Raw genomic sequence first — 19,157 nt, 5'->3', positions numbered from 1 at the left:
GCTAGAACCAGCGCTCGCCGACGAACACGGTGTCGCCGGGGTTCAAGGGGGTGCCGAGCGGCACCACGGCGCGCATCGAGCCGCCATTCTCGGTGTGCGTGATGGTGACCACGTCGCGCTTGGCGCGCGGCGAGAAGCCGCCGGCGATCGCGACCGCGCTTTCGACCGTCATGTTCGGCACGTAGGGATACTGGCCGGGCGCCGTGACTTCGCCGAGAATGAAGAAGGGGCGATAGGCCTCGATCTCGACGGCGACCGAGGGCTCGCGGATGTAGCCGTTGCGCAGGCGCGCGGCGATCTCGCCGGCAAGACCAGCCGTGGTGCGGCCGCGGGCCGGCACCGCGCCGATCAGCGGCATGGTGATGGAGCCGCCGGCATCGATGGCGTAGCTGTTGGTGAGACCTTCCTGGCCGTAAACCACGACGCGGAGCTTGTCGCCGGCATCGAGATGGTAGGAGGCGTCATAGCGTACCGGCGCCGCCATCGGCGCGGCGTAGCCGACCGGCATGGGTGCAGGCGAAGAGGCAAAGGAGTTGCGTAGCGCGCCAATGGCGCCGCCACCATCGGCGACGACAACCGGCTGCGGCGCGCTGTAGGGCTGGCCATAGGCCATGGAGTCGAGATCGGCGCGCGGCTGCACCATCGCGACGGGACCGGCAGTCTGCATGCAGCCGCCAAGGGTCAGCGCGGCGGACGCTGCCAAAGACGCCAAGTTCGACCATCGAAACGCGCGTGCAACCGGCACCGGACCTATCCCTCGAAACGAGACGGCTCCAGTGATGCACTAGTTATGGTTAATAAAGCGTTGAGCGGGGGCGACGGCGGCGATGCTCGTCACGAGCGCGGTGCGCTCCCTCTCCCGCTTGCGGGAGAGGGTTGGGGAGAGGGTGTTTCCGCAACGGGACACTCCCCGAGAGGAGAAACTCTCACCCGCATTGCATCTACGATGCAATGCGACCTCTCCCGCAAGCGGGAGAGGTGCGGCGAGCCCGGAGCTGGCTTACGCGCTCACACCCACCCCGATCGGGCAGGACACGCCGGTGCCGCCAAGGCCGCAATAGCCGGCGGGATTCTTCGCCAGATATTGCTGATGGTAGTCCTCGGCGAAATAGAATTCGCCTGATGGCGCGATCTCGGTGGTGATGGCACCGAGGCCTTTGGCCGCGAGTGCCTTCTGATAGAGCGCCTTCGACTCGTCAGCCGCTTTCTTCTGCGCATCGGAACAGGTGTAGATCGCGCTTCGGTACTGCGTGCCGACATCGTTGCCCTGACGCATGCCCTGCGTCGGGTTGTGGCTCTCCCAGAACGTCTTCAACAGCCTCGCGTAGGAGATCTTGTTCGGATCGAACACGACCAGCACCACTTCGGTGTGGCCGGTGCGCCCCGAACAGGTCTCTTCATAGGTCGGGTTCGGCGTGTGGCCGCCGGCATAGCCGACAGCGGTCGTATAGATGCCATCGCCGAGCTCCCAGAACTTGCGCTCGGCGCCCCAGAAACAGCCGAGCCCGAAGACGGCCTGCTCGAGGCCGGCGGGATAAGGCGGCTTGAGCTTGCTGCCATTGACGAAATGGCTGGTCGCGTTCGGAATGGCTTGCGCACGGCCGGGCAGCGCCTCAGTTGCGCTCGGCAATGCGGTGGTCTTGCGCATGAACAGCATGATTGGATCTCCGGAGGCGAGCTGTCCGTCGCCTGAGCCAGATGCTCACGCGGCGTGCTCGCGATCAGGTGGGAATATAGGGCTCTACGTGAGCGCAGGCAGCGTTGTTACGCCGCGCGCCTCGCAGCACTCAATCCCGGCGGGAATTGAAAGATCAATCCCGGCGGGAATTGAAGATCAATCCCGGGAGTAGCCGATCAGCGGTTTCCGCGGCCGGAACAGGATCATCAGCAGGATGCCCAGGATGCCGAGGACGGCAAAGACCGGCTGATCCAGCAGCAGGCGGATCACCGAGGTCCAGAGCCAGGGCGCCTTGGCCTCGACCCAGGTGCGGAAGGCCGATTGGCTGGCCTGATTGATGTCGTTCCAGAACTGGCCGAACCGGGTGAACCGCAGGGTCTGGTCGGCCACCCAGCGGGCGCCGTCGTAGACCATGAAGATGAACCCGCCGGCGAGCAGCAACAGCCCAATCAGTCGGAAAAAGCCGCGGATCATGCCCCACCTTATATGGTCGTCCGATCGGAGGACCCGACAAAACGCCGCCTGCCAATAGCCGGGAGACGGCAGAAATTCAACCTCTTCAGGGCGTTACCGTGCTCCCTGGAGCGCCCCGGGGCCGCTTTTCCAGCCCGGAAAGCGTTGACGGTGCGCAAGACCCTCTCTATAAGGGCGCCAACTGGCGGCGGGCGCAATCCTGCCGCCGCTGTTCTTTGAGCAGTTGCAGGCTCCTCGAGCTTAAAGGCTCTTTGAGGCCTCATGTTCCGGGGACAGCCCAGCAACCGAACACCCTAAATCCGAGCGTCGATTACGCGGTCAAGCAAGCCGGCGCTACCCGACCAAGACGCGACCGGTACCCGCAAAGGATATTGAGACCATGGCCAATACCACTTCCGCCAAGAAAGCGACGCGCAAGATCGCCCGCCGCACCGCCGTCAACAAGTCGCGCCGCACCCAGATGCGCGGCGCCGTCCGCACCGTCGAGGAAGCCATCGCGACCGGCGACCGCGCCGCTGCCGCGAAGGCGCTGGCGAATGCCGAGCCCGCACTGATGCGTGCCGCTCAGCGCAACATCATTCACAAGAACAATGCCAGCCGCAAAGTCTCGCGGCTCACCGCGCAGATCGCCAAGCTCGCCAAGTAAGCGCGCCAGGTAAGTTCGTCAGGTAACGGCGGACCATCGGTCGACTGATCGATCGAACATCGCACGCGTCAAACAGCCCGGCATCGCGCCGGGCTTTTTTGTTGCCTGTCATCTTTCACGCACGCAGTCACGCCGCAGTCGATCTTCGATTGGAAGGTTTGCTTCGCCCGCGCTATGCTTCGTTCCGTAGTTCTACCTGCGGATGTTTTGCAACAGCGGAAACTTTCACTGCATTGCAAAAAACCCCTGTGCCGCGCGCTCGAATTGAATCCGCGGGCGACGAAAGTTCTACACACCGTAGATTCACAGGAACGCACATCGGGCCGGAGTTACCCTATGAAACGAGACTCAAAAAACGATGTCTCGCTAATCACTTATCGACATAGTGATCGCAAGCGTTTGGAAAATTCACCCGCGCGTAGGGTGCGTGACGAATTTGTTAAAAAATTTTGGCGGTGGCGGAGAATTGTCACATGAGGCGCGGCATTTTCGATTCTGTGCACGAATCCAAAAACTTGCTCCGAAGCCTGTGCACAAGTCGCGTGTGGCGTTAACCGACGTCAAGTTTTTTTGGTGGCTCAAGTGTGAATCAATTCGTTGCGAGTCTTTCCGCTTAGTGTATTCCTTAAGTGGTCAGCGGCGCCCACGATCTTCAGACCAGCGCGGTTTAGGAAACGGGGCGAGCGTGCAAATCGGCGGCGGTGTGCACGTAGGCGACGCTTCAACAAGCGATGTCGGTTCACAACCCATAGCAATATGGGAATGGTAGCTCTTTGTCTGAATGTCTCCAAGCGGGATCTTCCCGCCTCGTGCCAAGCGCATATGAGAGACATCGCGAAGCTACCCCGGCACGCAAGGCGGCGAAGTCGAGCGGACGACCAGTACACGGGCAGGCATCCGCGCAGGAGTACGGCGCGGCTGTCGTCAAGACACGCAGGACCTTGTCGCGAGCAATCACGGCAGGACGGGGAGGTATCATGTCTTACGGACTCAACGCGGTATTTCAGCACGTTTCCAATTCCAACGATGCCGTTCTAGATCCGTCAGATCTCCAGCCTCCCGCGTGTGACGCAGCGCCGAGTACGCGCTGACCTCGCGAACCCTCCATCTCTGACATCGCTGATCTGACGCGGCGTTCCCGCCGGACGGTCGAGCCATGCCTGACGATGGACTCGCTTTGAGGTCGCGCCATTCCAAGGGCCCTGCTGAGGGGTCCTGCAGGAACACCTGCATGGCGCTCACAACGCAACTATATCTCTCAAGAGAAGTTTTCTGACGATGACAATGGAACATGATCGCTGGTCACGCGTGAAGGGTCGGCTGCGCTCGAGCGTTGGCGAGGACGTTTACACGAGCTGGTTTGCACGCATGGATCTGGAAGGCGTGCAGGACGAGAGCGTGCGGCTCTCGGTACCGACCCGCTTCCTGAAGAGCTGGATTCAGGCCCATTATGCCGAGCGCGTGCTGTCGTGCTGGCAGGCCGAGATGCCGGAAGTGCATCGCATCGACCTCACGGTGCGTTCGGCCGTGCGTCCGGTGGTGCAACCGAAGGAAGCCCCGGCGCCGGTCGAAATGCGACGCACCCCCACGCCGGAGCTGCGCTCGACCGCGACCGCGCCGGTCTCGGCCAATCACGACGCGCTCGGCGGCTCGCCGCTCGATCCGCGCCTGACCTTTGCGAGCTTCGTCGTCGGCCGCTCCAACACGCTGGCCCATGCAGCCGCGCGTCAGGTCGCGGAAGGTCGCCGCGGCGACCCCGTGATGTTCAACCCGCTCTACATCCATGCCGGCGTCGGGCTCGGCAAGACGCATCTGCTCCAGGCGGTGACCTGGGCCGGCAATTCCGGCAACGAGCGCAAGGTGCTGTATCTCACGGCGGAAAAATTCATGTACGGCTTCGTCGCCGCGCTGAAGACGCAGACCGCGCTGGCCTTCAAGGAAGCGCTGCGCGGCATCGACGTGCTGGTCATCGACGATCTCCAGTTCCTGCAGGGCAAGTCGACCCAGGCCGAGTTCTGTCACACGCTGAACGCGCTGATCGATGCCGGCCGCCAGGTCGTAATCGCAGCCGACCGGCCGCCGTCCGATCTCGAAAGCCTCGATGACCGCGTGCGCTCGCGGCTTGCCGGCGGCCTCGTGGTCGAGATGGGCTCGCTCGGCGAGGAGCTGCGCCACGGCATTCTCAAGTCTCGCGTCGCCGCCGCCCGCGCCCATCATGCGACGTTCGAAGTGCCCGAGGAGGTGCTGCACTATCTGGCGCGCACCATCACCCATAACGGCCGCGACCTCGAAGGCGCGATCAACCGTCTGCTCGCGCACTCGAAACTCAACAACCGGCCGGTGACGCTGGAAATGGCCGAGCACGAGGTGCGCGACCTGGTCCGGCCGCAGGAGCCGAAGCGGATCAAGATCGAGGACATCCAGCGCGTGGTGGCGCGGCAGTATAATGTCAGCCGCTCCGACCTCCTCTCCTCGCGCCGCACCGCCAACGTGGTCCGTCCGCGCCAGGTGGCGATGTATCTCGCCAAGACGCTGACGCTGCGCTCGCTCCCGGAGATCGGCCGCCGCTTCGGCGGGCGCGACCACACCACGGTGCTGCACGCCGTGCGCAAGATCGAGGCCCTAGTCTCCAAGGACAACGCGCTGTCGGAGGAAGTGGAGTCGCTGAAGCGCCAGCTTCAGGAATAAACGCCTAAGGCGCTCCTGCCATTCTCCCGCCGCCCGGCCATGCCTGGGCGGCGGTCTTCGTTTGCCTGGGCGGCGACCCTGGTTCTGGGGCGGTAAATCGTGGGGAACTGCTCGGCAATCTCTTGAAAAGGATGACTTTCCGCGCCACCTTGCGCGACCCCGACGGCTTTGGTCATATCGGCTGGATGATCCGGCTTTCCGGGGTCTTCGGTGCCGTGGCGCGCGTCCCGCCGCCCGGCCTTCTCAACGTTGTGTTTCCTTGGGGATCGGGCGAGTAGTGCAATGAAGGTTACGGTCGAACGCGCGCAACTCCTGAAGTCGCTGGGTCATGTCCACCGCGTGGTCGAGCGCCGCAACACGATTCCGATCCTCGGCAACGTGCTGGTTCGCGCCGAGAACGCCAAATTGTCGCTGAAGGCGACCGACCTCGACCTCGAGGTGACGGAGACACTGCCGGCGGAAACCGCGACCGCGGGCTCCACCACCGTGCCGGCGCACATGTTCTACGACATCGTCCGCAAGCTGCCGGATGGTTCGCAGATCGTGCTGGAGGCCGACGGCGACCGCGCCGTGCTGGCGATCCGCGCCGGCCGCTCCCGCTTCACGCTGCAGACCCTGCCGGAGAATGATTTCCCGGATCTGGCCGCCGGCGACATGTCGCATTCCTTCTCGCTCGCGGCCAAGGACGTCAAGCGACTGATCGACCGCACCCAGTTCGCGATCTCCACCGAGGAGACGCGCTACTACCTCAACGGCATCTATCTGCACGCCGCCGGCACGCCTAAGGCCGCCACCCTGCGCGGCGTCGCCACCGACGGCCACCGCCTCGCCCAGCTCGATCTGGTGCAGCCCAAGGGCGCCGAGGGCATGCCCGGCGTCATCGTGCCGCGCAAGACCGTCGGCGAGGTGCAGCGCCTGATCGAGGACACCGACGCCGAGATGACGATCGAGCTGTCGCAGGCCAAAATCCGCTTTACGATCGGTAACGTCGTGCTGACCTCGAAACTGATCGACGGCACCTTCCCCGACTACGGCCGCGTCATCCCGCAAGGCAACGACAAGGAGCTCGTCGTCGACAAGAAGGATTTCGAGAACGCGGTCGACCGCGTCTCGACGATTTCGAGCGAGCGTGGCCGCGCGGTCAAGCTGTCGCTGGCGCCGGGCAAGCTGGTGCTGTCGGTGACCAATCCGGATTCCGGCAGCGCGACCGAAGAACTCGAGGTCGAATACGCTTCCGACGCCCTCGATATCGGCTTCAACTCCCGCTATCTGCTCGACATCGCCGCCCAGATCGAAGGCGACGTCGCAACGCTCAGGCTCGCCGACCCCGGCTCCCCGACCCTGGTGCAAGACCGCGACGACAAGAGCGCGCTGTACGTGCTGATGCCGATGCGGGTGTGAGGGGCGCTCTCTCGACCATCCATCGGAGCCGTAGGGTGGGCAAAGCTTGCGCCGTAGCTCGAAGAGCGAAGGCGAAAGCGTGCCCACCATGCAGCGGCCCGGATCGCGGCGAGACGTGGGCACGGCGCGCGCAGAGCGCGCCTTTGCCCACCCTACGGCATGCTCCCGCGAAGGAGAGCGCGTGCCCATGACGAATAGCATATGACCCCCTCCCGCATTCATCGCCTGACGCTGACGCATTTTCGCAATTATCGGGCGGCGGGGCTCGAGACGGCGGCTGACATGGTGGCGCTGGTCGGGCCGAACGGGGCGGGCAAGACCAATTGCATCGAGGCGATCTCGTTCCTGTCGCCGGGACGCGGCCTGCGGCGCGCGACGCTGGAGGACGTTGCCGACAACCAGGGCGACGGCTCCTGGGCGGTGTCGGCGCAGGTCGAGGGCGCGCTGGGGCTGGCGACGCTCGGCACCGGCATCGATACGCCGCGGCCCGACAGCACAATGAGCCGGCGCTGCCGGATCGACCGCGAGCCGGTCAATTCGGCCGCAGCCTTCGGCGACCACATCCGCATGGTGTGGCTGACGCCGGCGATGGATGGGCTGTTCATGGGCGCAGGCTCGGAGCGGCGGCGCTTCTTCGACCGCCTGGTGCTCGCCATCGACAGCGATCATTCCAGCCGCATTTCGGCGCTGGAACGGTCGCTACGCTCGCGCAACCGCCTGCTCGAAACCCGCAATTACGACGACCATTGGTGTGACGCGATCGAGCGCGAGACCGCGGAGCTTGCGGTCGCGGTCGCGGCAACGCGCGGGCAGACCGCAGCAAGGCTCACCGGCATGCTGAACGCGCGCGCGCAGGCCTCCGCCTTCCCATCGGCTAAAATCGCGCTCGACGGCTGGATGGAGAACGCGCTGCTGCAGGAGACCGCGACGTCGGTCGAGGACCGCTACCGGCAGATCCTGCGCGACAACCGCCCGCGCGATGCCATCGCCGGCCGCACCACCGACGGCCCGCATCTCACCGATCTCCAGGTGATCTATGCGCCCAAGAGCATGCCGGCGCGCGATGCCTCGACGGGGGAGCAGAAGGCGCTGCTGATCGGCCTCGTGCTGGCGCATGCGACGCTGGTGGCGGAAATGACCGGCATCGTGCCGCTGCTGCTGCTGGACGAGGTCGTCGCCCATCTCGATCCGAACCGCCGCGCCGCGCTGTTCGACGAGCTGAAGACGCTCGGCGCGCAGGTGTGGCTGACCGGCGCGGACCCGGCGGCCTTCGCCGAGATCGGCGCCGGAGGCGAAGTCTTCGACGTCGAGAGCGGACAGGTCTCGGCCCGAAGCTAGGCCGACGGGTTGAACCCGCTCGGTTTCATCAGCGACTAGCTGCTTGAGGCCGCTGGCAGCGGCCATCGCGCCGAATTTTGACACGCGCGATATCCTTGGAGCATGAGCATGACAACGGTGAGGCATGGGGCGCGAGCCCCGGCACGATGGCGGATGTTTGCGTATGGCCTCGTCCTGCTTGCGATGTGCCTGCTCGCGGCCAGCGCCGGCGCCACGCTGCCCCATCTGTTTCCGACGACGCTGACGCTGGATTCCGATGCCAAGCTGCCCGCACCGACCCGTTACAATTACAGAGGAATCCACACCACGCTGATGCGGGGCGTCGAAGCGCCGCTTCGTGTCAGGCTGGAAGCCACCGTGCCCGCAGCGCTCGGCGACGTGCTCGCGTTCTATCGCACCGAGCTTGGAAGGCTCGGCTGGCAGGAACAGCATGATGACGCGGTGATCGGCGCCGATCACATCCAGCTCGCCTTCGTCTCGCCGCTGGGGCCGGCCGCGTTGAAACTCGACCGCAAGGATTCCGGCACATCGGTCCATCTCGTGCAGAAGAACGCGCAGACGGCGACCAAAGCGAACGTCCTTCCAGAGCCGGGACAGGCGAAGCTGGTGTTCAGCAACATCGGCGAAAAGGAAGCCGTGCTCGAGATCAACGAGCAAACCATCCCGCGCCGGGCCGGCGCGAACGCTGTCGCGCTGGACCTCGTGCCCGGCAAATATCCCTACAGGCTGGGCGTGCCGGGCTATCCGGTCACCACGAACACCCTCACCGTCGCGGCCGGCGATACCTGGGAGCTCACGGTCGGGCGCGATGGTGACGCGTGGCCGCCGCTGCAGCTGTACTGAGCCCTCGGCCTGTCCAGGCCTTCGCGCCGGCCGGACGATCTCCGTTGAACCTCTCTGGTTCCCACCGCGACTTCTCGTCTGAGGCCGCGCGCCGATGGCGCCGCAGCCTGCCAATGCGCGAGGGCAGGACGACCCGCGTAACATCCAGGAGTTTTGACGATGCCGATGATCCGGCGCGGGGCGCAAGTCCCGGCAAGATGGCTGCTGCTTGCCTGCGGCATTCTCGCGATGGCGAGCACCTCGCGTCCGGCGGGCGCCGCAGACGACGGCATCGTCGACGTCCATGCGCTGCCGCGTCTCGAGGGCGCGGTGGAGGACACCTCACGCCCCGACAACCATCGCGTGATCTATACCGTGCCTACCGCCGTTACCGCCACGTTGGACGCCACCAGGAAACTGCTGAGCGCCGACGGCTGGGTGCCCTATGTTTATCCGCTGGATGAGAAAAGCACCGCGCTGAGCTTCAAGAAGGGACGGCAGGGGCTACGCGTCTCCCTTACGCAGGCGCGCGGGCGTCCCGATCAGTCCGCCGTGTCCTACACGCCGAGCCGGATTTATTCCAACGTGTCTTTCCCGGACGGCGCGACCGACCTCGTGTTCGACGAGACCCGGCCCTATCTCGGCTGCATCGCGCCCAGCGCGCTCGACGCGACCGCGCAGTTCTTTGCGAAAGACATGGCGGCGATTGGTTGGCGCAAGCTCACGCCCGAGACGGCGGCGCGCTGGCCGAATGCCGATCTCGGCGAGACCGTCCCGAACGGCGTGCGTGTGTTCTACGACCATCCCGACGGCGACACGACGCAGTTCTACAAGCAGAAGCCGGTGATGCTGACGCTGACGCGCCGCGACGATGGCCGCACCAATGTCGAGATCAGGGTGGCGCCGTTCGCGCTGCCCGAAGAGCTCCAGGCCGATGATGACATGGCCGGCCTGCCACGGCCGAAGCCAACCAAATCGGCGCGGGGCCTCGGCAGCGCAAGCTCCAACAAGCGCGAGATCAGCGCCGCCGCGATGGCCGAGCTGCCCGCCGTGCGCGCCTTCTATCATCGCGAGCTCGCCGCGCGCGGCTGGCAGGAGGATGGCAACGCGCCGCTCCTTCCCGGTGACGAGGTCGCGATCAAGATCTCTTCCGCCGAGGAGACCGGCGTGCTGCGGCTCGGCCGCAAACATGATTTCACCATGATCAGCCTGACCGCGCAGGTGAAGGAATCAGCGCTGGCGGCCCGCGCCAGGGCGAAGAAAGAGGCCGACGACAGGTTCCTCGGCGATGCCTTGGGTGCGGCTCAGCAGCTCATCGCTGCCGATGAGGCCAGGCGCAAAACGCAGGCCGCCTCGCTGTCGGACGCGCCGCTCACTGCGCTCGCCGACAGCAAGACGCCGGTGCCGCTGCCCGAAAACGCCGAAGGCGTGAAGTTCGAAGGCGGCGACGGCCGGCTGGAGTTCTCCGCGGCATCGAGCGTGAAGGCACTCAGCAGCTTCTATCGCACGGCGCTGAAGAGCTCGGGCTGGAAGGAGCAGCCTTCGGTCATCAACCAGCCCAACATGGCGGTGATGGCGTTCGCCAAGGGCGGCAAGTCGATCTCGATGACCGTGATGCAGATGGGTCCGAAGGTGAATGTCCGGGCCGACGGATCGGGCCTGGTGACGGAAGCGGCCAAGCCTGCGGCCGCTGCGGAGGTGGAAGTACAGGCCAAATCCTCCGAGCCGCTCAAGCCAGATGCTGACTCCCAATTGCCCGTGCCGACGCAGCGTTCGTCGAAATCGCTGGCCACCACGAAGGTACCCGGCGGCGAGGCGCCGCTCCGCCGCGAGCTGACAGCCAGCATCCCGGCGCCGCTCCAGGACGTCCTCGCCTTCTACCGGGCGGAGCTATCCAAGCTCAGCTGGCAGGAAAAGACCGACGGCGCGACCGTGTCGGCAGAGCACGCACAGATCGACTTCACCTCGCCGCAGGGACCCGCCGTGCTCAAGCTCGACCGGGCCAAGGGCGAGACCACGGTCAATCTGGCGCAGAAGAATTCCGATGCGGCTGTTAAGGCCGACATCATGCCGAAGGCGGGACAAGCGAGGCTCATGCTCGGAAATATGGGACCGAACGAGGCCTCGCTGACGATCAACAAGCAGACGGTGAAGATCGCGGCAGGCGCCGGCGGCCCGCGATCACCGAAGGGCCCGATGCTCGATCTGCCCCCGGGCAAGTACCAGTACGCGCTGCGCATGCCCGGGCAACCCGCCCGCACCGAGGCCCTGACTGTTGCCGCCGGCGAGGCCTGGGGCCTTCTGGTGGGCCCGAGCGGGGACGTGCTGCCGCTTCAGATGTACTGAGGTTGATCGTCATGGCCGGGCTAAACAACAAGCCCGGGCATGACGGCACCGGTGTGAACGCACCCCGGAACCACCCTTCCCGCCCCCAAAATCCACCCCTTTTCGAGGCCCAAGCAGGCGCTCGAATCGGGCTTTTTGCAGCGGCCGGAATCGGCCTTCAAAAGTCTTGAAAACTCGCCCAAAAACCCTATCTGCTCAAAGGGTTGCCGGAAGATACTTTGCGCTAGGCGCAAGCGGTCTTTCGTGGCACAAATAGCCTGCAAATCAGCGCCTTTTGCGCCGCTGATTCGGGCGACATTTCGAAGGCCTCTCATGACAGAACCTGCTCGGCAGCCCGCTGCCGAAAACGAGCCCTCCAATCCGAGCGAATACGGTGCGGAATCGATCCGCGTGCTCAAGGGTCTCGACGCCGTCCGCAAGCGCCCGGGCATGTATATCGGCGACACCGACGACGGCTCGGGCCTGCACCACATGGTGTACGAAGTCGTCGACAACGCGATCGACGAAGCGCTGGCGGGCCATGCCACGCGTGTCGATGTCGTGCTCAACGCCGACAATTCCGTCACCGTGCGCGACGACGGCCGCGGCATTCCCGTCGACATCCACAAGGGCGAAGGCATCTCGGCGGCCGAGGTCATCATGACCCAGCTCCACGCCGGCGGTAAGTTCGACCAGAACTCCTACAAGGTTTCCGGCGGTCTGCACGGCGTAGGCGTCTCCGTCGTCAACGCGCTGTCGAGCAAGCTCGTGCTGCGCATCTGGCGCGACAACAAGGAGCATACCATCGAGTTCGCCCATGGCGACGCCGTTGCACCGCTCCAGGTCGTCGGCGATGCGCCGGGCAAGCGCGGCACCGAGGTGACGTTCTACGCTTCCCCCGAGACCTTCAAGAACATCGAATACGACTTCGCAACGCTCGAGCACCGGCTGCGCGAGCTCGCCTTCCTCAATTCCGGCGTCAACATCGCCCTCTCCGACATGCGTCACGCGGTCGAGAAGCGCGAGGAGATGCACTATTCCGGCGGCGTCGAGGAATTTGTCAAATATCTCGACCGCAACAAGAAGGCGATCGTGCCGGCGCCGATCATGGTGCGCGCGGAAGCCAACGGCATCGGCGTCGAGGCCGCCTTGTGGTGGAACGACAGCTACCACGAGAACGTGCTGTGTTTCACCAACAACATCCCGCAGCGTGACGGCGGCACCCATCTGGCCGGCTTTCGTGGCGCGCTGACGCGCCAGGTCAACGGCTATGCCGAGGCCAACGCGAAAAAGGAAAAGATCGCGCTGACCGGCGACGACTGCCGCGAAGGTCTCACCGCCGTGCTATCGGTGAAGGTGCCGGATCCGAAATTCTCGTCGCAGACCAAGGACAAGCTGGTTTCCTCGGAAGTGCGCCCCGTGGTCGAGAACGTCCTCAACGAGGCGCTCCAGGCCTGGTTCGAGGAGCATCCGAGCGAAGCCAAGATGATCGTCGGCAAGGTGATCCAGGCCGCGGCCGCCCGCGAAGCCGCGCGAAAAGCGCGCGAGCTGACGCGCAAGAGCCCGCTCTCGGTCTCCTCGCTGCCGGGCAAGCTCGCCGACTGCCAGGAAAAGGATCCGGCCAAGTCCGAGCTCTTCATCGTCGAGGGCGACTCGGCAGGCGGCAGCGCCAAGCAGGGCCGCAACCGCGAATTCCAGGCCGTCTTGCCGCTCCGCGGCAAGATCTTGAACGTCGAACGCGTCCGCCCCGACAAGATGCTGGGAAGCGAGCAGATCGGCACGCTGATCACCGCGCTCGGCACCGGCATCAGCGACGAGTTCTCGGTCGAGAAGCTGCGCTATCACAAGATCATCGTGATGACGGACGCCGACGTCGACGGCGCCCACATCCGCACGCTGCTGCTCACCTTTTTCTACCGGCAGATGCGCGACATCATCGACGGCGGCTATCTCTATATCGCCCAGCCGCCGCTCTATAAGGTCTCGCGCGGCAAGTCCGAGCAATATCTGAAGGACGAGCGGGCGCTGGAAGACTATCTGATCGACGCCGGCCTCGACGACTGCGTCTACATTCCCGGCACCGGCGGCGACCGCACCGGCCGCGACCTGCGCTCGCTGGTCGACGACGCGCGCGTGGTGCGCAGCATTTTGCGCAACCTGCACAGCCGCTATAACCGCAAGGTCATCGAGCAGGCCGCCATCACCGGCGTGCTGAACAAATCGATCTACGGCGATCCCGAGAAGGCCGCTGCCGCCGCGCAGTACATTGCGAGCCGGCTGGACAATCAGGCCGAGGAGGTCGAGCGCGGCTGGATCGGGCAATACGTGGAAGGCCAGGGCTTCCAGTTCGAGCGCACCGTGCGCGGCGTCAAGGAAACCGCTGTGATCGACGACGCCTTCCTGGGATCGGCCGAAGCCCGAAAGCTCGACGAGTACACGACGAAACTCCAGGACGTCTATGCGCGCTCCGGCAAGCTGCGGCGGAAGGATACCGAGCACATGGTCCATGGCCCGGTCGACCTGTTTGAGGCGGTGACCGAGGCCGGCCGCAAGGGCATCTCGCTGCAGCGCTACAAGGGTCTCGGCGAGATGAACCCGGAGCAGCTCTGGGAGACGACGCTGGATACCGACGTGCGCTCGCTGCTGCAGGTGAAAGTCAAGGAGGTCGACGAGGCCGATGACATCTTCACCAAGCTGATGGGCGACGTGGTCGAGCCGCGCCGCGACTTCATCCAGGAACATTCGCTGAGCGCGACGATCGATATCTAGCGCTTGCTGCTTCCACAACGTCATGGCCGGGCTTGACCCGGCCACCCACGTCTCAACTGCGGCACAAAGAACGTGGAAGCCCGGGACAAGCCCGGGCATGTCGGCCAATCCTTGCGTTCCTGAATCTCACCAGCGTTCCTCGCGACGAAGTAGCATGAACCCAGCGGCCTTTCCGGCCGGGACGCCACGTCATGACCGCCTCTGCAACGCCCAGTTCCGCCGTGCCATCCCGCCGTCTCGGCGTGATCGGCAGCATCGTCGGCGTGCTGGCGCTGATGGCGGCGGTGCTGCCGCATTGGGTCGTGCCGATCGTGTTTCCTCCGCCGCCTGCGGACAAGGTGATCGTCGAGACCGGACATCGCATCAAGGACCGGGTCATCGCGAAGGTGAAAGGCGTGGAATATCAGGCTCCGAAGGTCGAGAAATCGCCAGGACGAAGCTGGAGCGAAACCGCGTCAGTCACCGCAATCTCGCTCGGCCTGCTCGCCATCCTGCTCTCGGTCCTCTCGCTGATCTTCCGGGAAGAACGGCTCCTCGCCGCCGTCGCCGCCGCGCTCGGCACCGGCGCCATCGCGATCGAAATCTCCTTCGTCATGATCGGTGCGCTGATCCTGATCGCGATCCTCTATGTGGTGGGGAACATCATCGGGTTGTTCTAAGAGCTGCCGCCTGCCACAAGCTCCAGATCGATGGGCGGGCCCGGCCAGCGCAATTGCTCCCGCGCTCGATTCTCTGTAGTTTCCGCCCCGAAACAGCCCACCCAACAGGACAGCGAGAAATCCCCGTGGCGCCCATCCAATACATTGTCGAGGGCGGTCACCGGCTCTCGGGCTCGATCGAGCCGTCCGGCAACAAGAATTCGGCGCTGCCGATCATCGCCGCGGCCCTGCTCACCGAGCATCCGGTGACGCTGGAGAACGTGCCGCGCATCCGCGATACCGAGACGCTGGTCGAGCTGATCCGCTCGGTCGGTGCGGCGGCGGAATGGACCGCCCGAAATACGCTTCACATCCACGCCAAAAGCATCCGCGCCGCCGATCTCGACCCCGAGCTGTGCGTGCGCATCCGCGCTTCGATCCTGCTGGCAGGCCCCCTGCTCGCGCGCTGCGGCGAAGTGATGCTGCCGCCGCCCGGCGGCGACGTCATCGGCCGCCGCAGGCTGGATACCCATGTGCTGGCTTTGGAACAGCTCGGCGCAAAAGTCACCGCGACCGACCGGCTCGAATTCCGCGCACCCAAGCTTGCCGGCGCGGACGTGTTCCTGGACGAGCCGAGCGTCACCGCGACGGAGAACGCGCTGGTGGCGGCGGTCGCCGCCGACGGCGTCACCTATTTGCGCAACGCGGCCTCCGAGCCGCATGTGCAGGATCTCGCCAACTTCCTGGTCGCGCTCGGTGCGAAGATCGAGGGCATCGGCACCAACACCATGATCGTGCATGGGCCGGCGACTCTGGGCACTGCGACCTATCGGATCCAGCCCGACCATATCGAGGTCGGCTCGCTGATCGGGCTTGCTGCCGTGACGCGTTCGCCGCTGCGTATCACGCGCGCCGGTGTCGAGCATCTGCGCTCGATCCGCATGGGGTTCGAGCGGCTCGGTATCGTCTGCCGCGTCGAGGGCGACGATCTCATCGTGCCGTCGAACCAGACGCTGAAAATCCAGGACGATTTCGGCGGCCACGTGCCGAAGCTGGAAGACCAGCCCTGGCCGGCCTTCCCGGCCGACCTGATGTCGATCGCGATCGTCACCGCCACGCAATGCGAGGGCGTGATCCTGATGTTCGAGAAGATGTTCGAATCGCGGATGTTCTTCGTCGACAAGCTGATCGCGATGGGCGCGCGCATCGTGCTTTGCGACCCGCACCGCGCGATCATCGCAGGGCCCAGCCGCCTGCACGGCGCGACCATGACCTCGCCCGACATCCGCGCCGGCATGGCCATGCTGCTGGCGGCCGTGTGCGCCCAGGGCACCTCCACCATCAACAACGCCGACCAGATCGAGCGCGGCTACGAGCGCATCGAAGAGCGGCTCAACGCGCTGGGTGCGAAGATCAAGCGCGTGCCGGAGCGGAAGGGCTGAGGTGTACCTCTTCCTTCTCCCCTTGTGGAAGAAGGTGGCGCGAAGCGCCGGATGAGGGGTCTCCATCCGCGAGTCCAATTTTGATCTGAAATCGTCGAGGCATACCCCTCACCCGTCTCGCCGCTGCGCGGCGAGCCACCTTCTCCCACAGGGGGGAGAGGGGAAGAAGGGCGCTTCGCGTTTCGCACAATCTCGTGCCCCGGACGCAGTATTGTAGGGTGGGCAAAGCGCAGCGTGCCCACCACTTCTCTCGAAATCCTTGATGATGGTGGGCACGGCGCAAGTGCGCCTTTGTACCGAGCTAGCGGATAGATCCCCTCGCCGTCTTATTCTCGGGGCCATGTTTTCGACGTGTCGCTGTGCTATTCACCCGCCATGCTCGACACCGTCCAACATCAATCGCAGCCGCAAGCCGGCGTGCCGCCAAATCATCTCGCGCAAGAATTCGCCGAGACGCTGCGGCTGGCCGTGCCGTTGATGCTGACGCAGCTCGGGCAGATCGCGATGATCACGACCGATCTCGCGATGATCGGCCGGCTCGGCGAGGATTCGGTGGCCGCGGCGGCGCTGGCGCATACGGTCTATTTCGTCAGCTTCACCTTCGGGCTCGGATTGATGTCGGCGGTATCGCCGCTCGCGGCGCAGGCCTTCGGCGCCGGCGACGTCAGGCTGATCCGCCGCTCCTTGCGCGTCGGGCTGTGGGTCGCGCTGCTGATCTCGCTGCCGATGATGGCCTCGCCGCTCTATGGCGAGCAGATCCTGCTCGCGCTGGGGCAGACGCGCGATTCCGCAGCGCTGGCCCAGCGCTATCTTAACGGACTGGCCTGGGGCATTGCGCCGGCGCTCGGCTTCATCGCACTCCGCAGCATGATGAGCGCGGTCAACCGGCCGCAGGCGCCGCTGTGGATCACGGTTGCAGCGATCCCTGCCAATGCCGCGCTGGTCTATGTCCTGATCCACGGCCTGTTCGGCCTGCCGAAGCTCGGCCTGTTCGGCGCGGGGCTTGCGACCACGCTGGTCAATCTCGGCACCTTCCTCGCTGCGCTCGCAATCGCCGCATGGCGAAAGCCGTTCGCGGACTATCACCCGCTCGCTCGTCTCTGGCGGATCGACAGGCCCTTGATGCGTCAGCTCATCGCGATCGGCGCGCCGATCTCGTTCTCGTTGCTGATGGAATACGGCCTGTTCTCCTCGGCCGCACTGCTGATGGGGCTGATCTCGACCGCCGCGCTCGCCGCGCATCAGATCGCGCTGCAGGTCACGGCGGTGCTGTTCATGGTCCCGCTCGGCATCGGCATGGCCGCGACCGTGCGCGTCGGCCACGCCTTCGGCCGGGGCGAGCCGGCCGCGGTGAAACGCGCAGGGCTGGTCGCGGCCGTACTCGGCATCGCGCTGGTCTCCGCGCTGACGATTGCGATCATCCTCGGCCGCTACCAGGTCGGACGGCTGTTCTTCGGCGGCGGCGAGGCCAGCGCGGCAACCGTCGAGCTGACCGCGACGCTGCTGCTGGTCGGCGCCACCTTCTTCATCGCCGACGGCCTCCAGACCATCATGGGCGGCGCGCTGCGCGGCATCAACGACACCAGGATGACACTGCTGTTCGCGGCGATCGGCTATTGGGGCATTGCCTTTCCGATCGCCTGGGTGCTGGCCTTCAACGCCGGGCTCGGCGCGGTCGGCGTCTGGGTCGGGTTTTCGGTCGGGACGTTCGTCTATGCCGGGCTGCTGATCTTGCGCTTCCGGATGCTGACGCGCAGATTGGCGGGATGAACGGGACCGTCCGAGAAGTCGCACCCGAGGTCGATGCCAACACGCTGCTATCAGGCGCGCAGTTCGCCGACGCGTTTCGCGTCGAGATCGGCGCAGCGCAAGTGAATGCCCGCGAGGCCTGCACCCGGATGGTGCTGCACGGGCCGCGCTGGATCGATGCGCTGCTGCGCCTGCGCAACATTCTGGTGACGCCGTTCGGGCTGAAAACATCGGGCGAAGGCGCGCCGGCCCCGCATGGCCTGATCGGCCTGTTTCCGGTGCTGAGCGAGACGCCGGAGCGGCTGGTCGCGGGCTTCGACGATTCTCATCTCGATTTCCGCATCGTCGTCGATGTGACCCGCGATGCCGCGGGCCGGCAGGTCACGTCGACCACGCTGGTGCGGACGCATAATCTGCTTGGCCGGACCTACCTCGCGCTCATCGTGCCCTTCCACAAGCTCGTGGTCCGCAGCATGATGGGACGAATCGTGGCGCCAGCGCAATGACTCGCGCGGGCCGACATTGATGAACACGCCCGTGTTCAGCCAGCCGGCCCCGGGGTCCAATTGTCCCCTGCAAGCGGACTAACTCTCACGTCGGGAATCACACCGAGGTCCATGCTCGGATCGAAATGGCGCATCGTCCGCTCGTTGAGGTCAATGATGCGGCCAGGTCTGAGCGGCCCCACGTCATTTATCTTGACGATGACCTTCTTGCCCACGGCCTCGACGAGGGCAAATTTGGGCCTCCCGCCAAATCCGACCCCACCAAATTTCCGGCGCAAGCTCGTCTTGATGGCACCCGTCCAGGCAGAGGGATCATAACGCTCGCCTGAGGCTGTCTTCGGACCGCCCTCCTCCTTGCCCGGCTTGAATGGATTGTACGTGGACGCCGCGCCAACGATGGCATCGCCAGAGGCGGCATCAACGACGGCACTTGAGTGATCCCCACGCGTTTCACTTCGCGCAACGGAAACAGAAACGGCAAGCGCAACCAGGGCGCCGCAAACTGCGGCGCTCGAGCGGAATAGCATCATAAGTCCTGTGATTTTTTAGGTTTTGTCCGGTTCCAGAACCGCGAACGTGGTCAAGCCAACGCCGAAGCGTTCATGAACTTGAGCCAATCTTTTGCGGATTCGAGCCAACCCCTGGCTACGGAACCGTTGTGAGAACCGGGGTGGTCCACAC

15 protein-coding genes are annotated in these 19,157 nt (G+C 65.1%); 11 read left to right on the top strand and 4 right to left on the bottom strand.

Annotated features, from left to right (window positions below):
- Window position 1 precedes the first annotated feature (1 nt).
- The 3 genes from IVB26_RS01000 to IVB26_RS00990 all read right to left on the bottom strand — a co-directional run bounded on the left by IVB26_RS01000 (window position 2) and on the right by IVB26_RS00990 (window position 2,152).
- On the bottom strand, window positions 2–745 hold the full coding sequence (locus tag IVB26_RS01000) for a polysaccharide biosynthesis/export family protein (protein WP_247970216.1): 744 nt from the start codon (window positions 743–745) through the stop codon (window positions 2–4).
- A 255-nt stretch (window positions 746–1,000) separates the two neighbouring features.
- On the bottom strand, window positions 1,001–1,657 hold the full coding sequence (gene msrA, locus IVB26_RS00995) for a peptide-methionine (S)-S-oxide reductase MsrA (protein WP_247970215.1): 657 nt from the start codon (window positions 1,655–1,657) through the stop codon (window positions 1,001–1,003).
- Between the two features lie 177 nt (window positions 1,658–1,834).
- Complete coding sequence (locus IVB26_RS00990) at window positions 1,835–2,152, bottom strand: hypothetical protein (RefSeq protein ID WP_028133689.1); 318 nt, start codon at window positions 2,150–2,152, stop codon at window positions 1,835–1,837.
- Window positions 2,153–2,531: 379 nt separating this feature from the next.
- Between IVB26_RS00990 and rpsT the strand changes: the two genes are divergently transcribed.
- From rpsT to IVB26_RS00935, 11 genes are all read left to right on the top strand, one after another.
- Window positions 2,532–2,798 carry a 30S ribosomal protein S20 gene (rpsT, locus tag IVB26_RS00985; RefSeq protein WP_212083530.1) on the top strand — a complete coding sequence of 89 codons (267 nt, stop codon included), beginning with the start codon at window positions 2,532–2,534 and terminating at the stop codon, window positions 2,796–2,798.
- A gap of 1,278 nt (window positions 2,799–4,076) precedes the next feature.
- Entirely contained in the window at window positions 4,077–5,486 is a 1,410-nt protein-coding gene (gene dnaA, locus IVB26_RS00980; RefSeq protein ID WP_247970214.1) for a chromosomal replication initiator protein DnaA, read from the top strand.
- 282 nt (window positions 5,487–5,768) lie between these two features.
- Entirely contained in the window at window positions 5,769–6,887 is a 1,119-nt protein-coding gene (gene dnaN / locus IVB26_RS00975) for a DNA polymerase III subunit beta (protein ID WP_246931717.1), read from the top strand.
- 201 nt (window positions 6,888–7,088) lie between these two features.
- Window positions 7,089–8,225: a DNA replication/repair protein RecF gene (gene recF, locus IVB26_RS00970; RefSeq protein ID WP_247970213.1), complete on the top strand. Its 1,137-nt coding sequence runs from the start codon at window positions 7,089–7,091 to the stop codon at window positions 8,223–8,225.
- A 108-nt stretch (window positions 8,226–8,333) separates the two neighbouring features.
- Window positions 8,334–9,068 (top strand): hypothetical protein, encoded by a 735-nt coding sequence (locus IVB26_RS00965; protein WP_247970212.1) that lies wholly within the window; start codon window positions 8,334–8,336, stop codon window positions 9,066–9,068.
- Window positions 9,069–9,227: 159 nt separating this feature from the next.
- Complete coding sequence (locus tag IVB26_RS00960; RefSeq protein WP_247970211.1) at window positions 9,228–11,393, top strand: hypothetical protein; 2,166 nt, start codon at window positions 9,228–9,230, stop codon at window positions 11,391–11,393.
- A 312-nt stretch (window positions 11,394–11,705) separates the two neighbouring features.
- Entirely contained in the window at window positions 11,706–14,141 is a 2,436-nt protein-coding gene (gene gyrB / locus IVB26_RS00955) for a DNA topoisomerase (ATP-hydrolyzing) subunit B (RefSeq protein WP_247970210.1), read from the top strand.
- A 191-nt stretch (window positions 14,142–14,332) separates the two neighbouring features.
- A complete protein-coding gene (locus tag IVB26_RS00950) occupies window positions 14,333–14,800 on the top strand; it encodes a hypothetical protein (RefSeq protein WP_247970209.1) in 468 nt (155 codons plus the stop codon).
- A 125-nt stretch (window positions 14,801–14,925) separates the two neighbouring features.
- Window positions 14,926–16,221: a UDP-N-acetylglucosamine 1-carboxyvinyltransferase gene (gene murA / locus IVB26_RS00945; RefSeq protein ID WP_247970208.1), complete on the top strand. Its 1,296-nt coding sequence runs from the start codon at window positions 14,926–14,928 to the stop codon at window positions 16,219–16,221.
- A 375-nt stretch (window positions 16,222–16,596) separates the two neighbouring features.
- On the top strand, window positions 16,597–17,991 hold the full coding sequence (locus IVB26_RS00940) for an MATE family efflux transporter (RefSeq protein ID WP_247970207.1): 1,395 nt from the start codon (window positions 16,597–16,599) through the stop codon (window positions 17,989–17,991).
- Window positions 17,988–18,476 (top strand): DUF2867 domain-containing protein, encoded by a 489-nt coding sequence (locus IVB26_RS00935; RefSeq protein WP_247970206.1) that lies wholly within the window; start codon window positions 17,988–17,990, stop codon window positions 18,474–18,476. Before IVB26_RS00940 ends, IVB26_RS00935 begins: the two co-directional genes overlap by 4 nt.
- Before the next feature lie 35 nt (window positions 18,477–18,511).
- On the opposite strand, the gene IVB26_RS00930 is transcribed toward IVB26_RS00935, so the two are convergent.
- Window positions 18,512–19,006, bottom strand: a complete 495-nt coding sequence (locus tag IVB26_RS00930) for a septal ring lytic transglycosylase RlpA family protein (protein WP_247970205.1) — start codon at window positions 19,004–19,006, stop codon at window positions 18,512–18,514.
- Between the last annotated feature and the right edge of the window lie 151 nt (window positions 19,007–19,157).

Origin of the sequence: Bradyrhizobium sp. 195 (genome assembly GCF_023101665.1) — a bacterium.
In the GTDB taxonomy this organism is placed as follows: Bacteria; Pseudomonadota; Alphaproteobacteria; order Rhizobiales; family Xanthobacteraceae; genus Bradyrhizobium.
The sequence above is the reverse complement of the archived record's forward strand: the minus strand, read 5'-3'. Positions and strand labels throughout refer to the sequence as shown.

Coding starts and splice junctions, on each gene's coding strand:
- IVB26_RS00960 (WP_247970211.1), top strand. CDS start 9,228: ATGCCGATGATCCGGCGCGGGGCGCAAGTCCCGGCAAGATGGCTGCTG.
- rpsT (WP_212083530.1), top strand. CDS start 2,532: ATGGCCAATACCACTTCCGCCAAGAAAGCGACGCGCAAGATCGCCCGC.
- IVB26_RS00990 (WP_028133689.1), bottom strand. CDS start 2,152: ATGATCCGCGGCTTTTTCCGACTGATTGGGCTGTTGCTGCTCGCCGGC.
- IVB26_RS00935 (WP_247970206.1), top strand. CDS start 17,988: ATGAACGGGACCGTCCGAGAAGTCGCACCCGAGGTCGATGCCAACACG.
- gyrB (WP_247970210.1), top strand. CDS start 11,706: ATGACAGAACCTGCTCGGCAGCCCGCTGCCGAAAACGAGCCCTCCAAT.
- IVB26_RS00965 (WP_247970212.1), top strand. CDS start 8,334: ATGACAACGGTGAGGCATGGGGCGCGAGCCCCGGCACGATGGCGGATG.
- IVB26_RS00940 (WP_247970207.1), top strand. CDS start 16,597: ATGCTCGACACCGTCCAACATCAATCGCAGCCGCAAGCCGGCGTGCCG.
- recF (WP_247970213.1), top strand. CDS start 7,089: ATGACCCCCTCCCGCATTCATCGCCTGACGCTGACGCATTTTCGCAAT.
- dnaN (WP_246931717.1), top strand. CDS start 5,769: ATGAAGGTTACGGTCGAACGCGCGCAACTCCTGAAGTCGCTGGGTCAT.
- dnaA (WP_247970214.1), top strand. CDS start 4,077: ATGACAATGGAACATGATCGCTGGTCACGCGTGAAGGGTCGGCTGCGC.
- msrA (WP_247970215.1), bottom strand. CDS start 1,657: ATGCTGTTCATGCGCAAGACCACCGCATTGCCGAGCGCAACTGAGGCG.
- IVB26_RS00930 (WP_247970205.1), bottom strand. CDS start 19,006: ATGATGCTATTCCGCTCGAGCGCCGCAGTTTGCGGCGCCCTGGTTGCG.
- IVB26_RS00950 (WP_247970209.1), top strand. CDS start 14,333: ATGACCGCCTCTGCAACGCCCAGTTCCGCCGTGCCATCCCGCCGTCTC.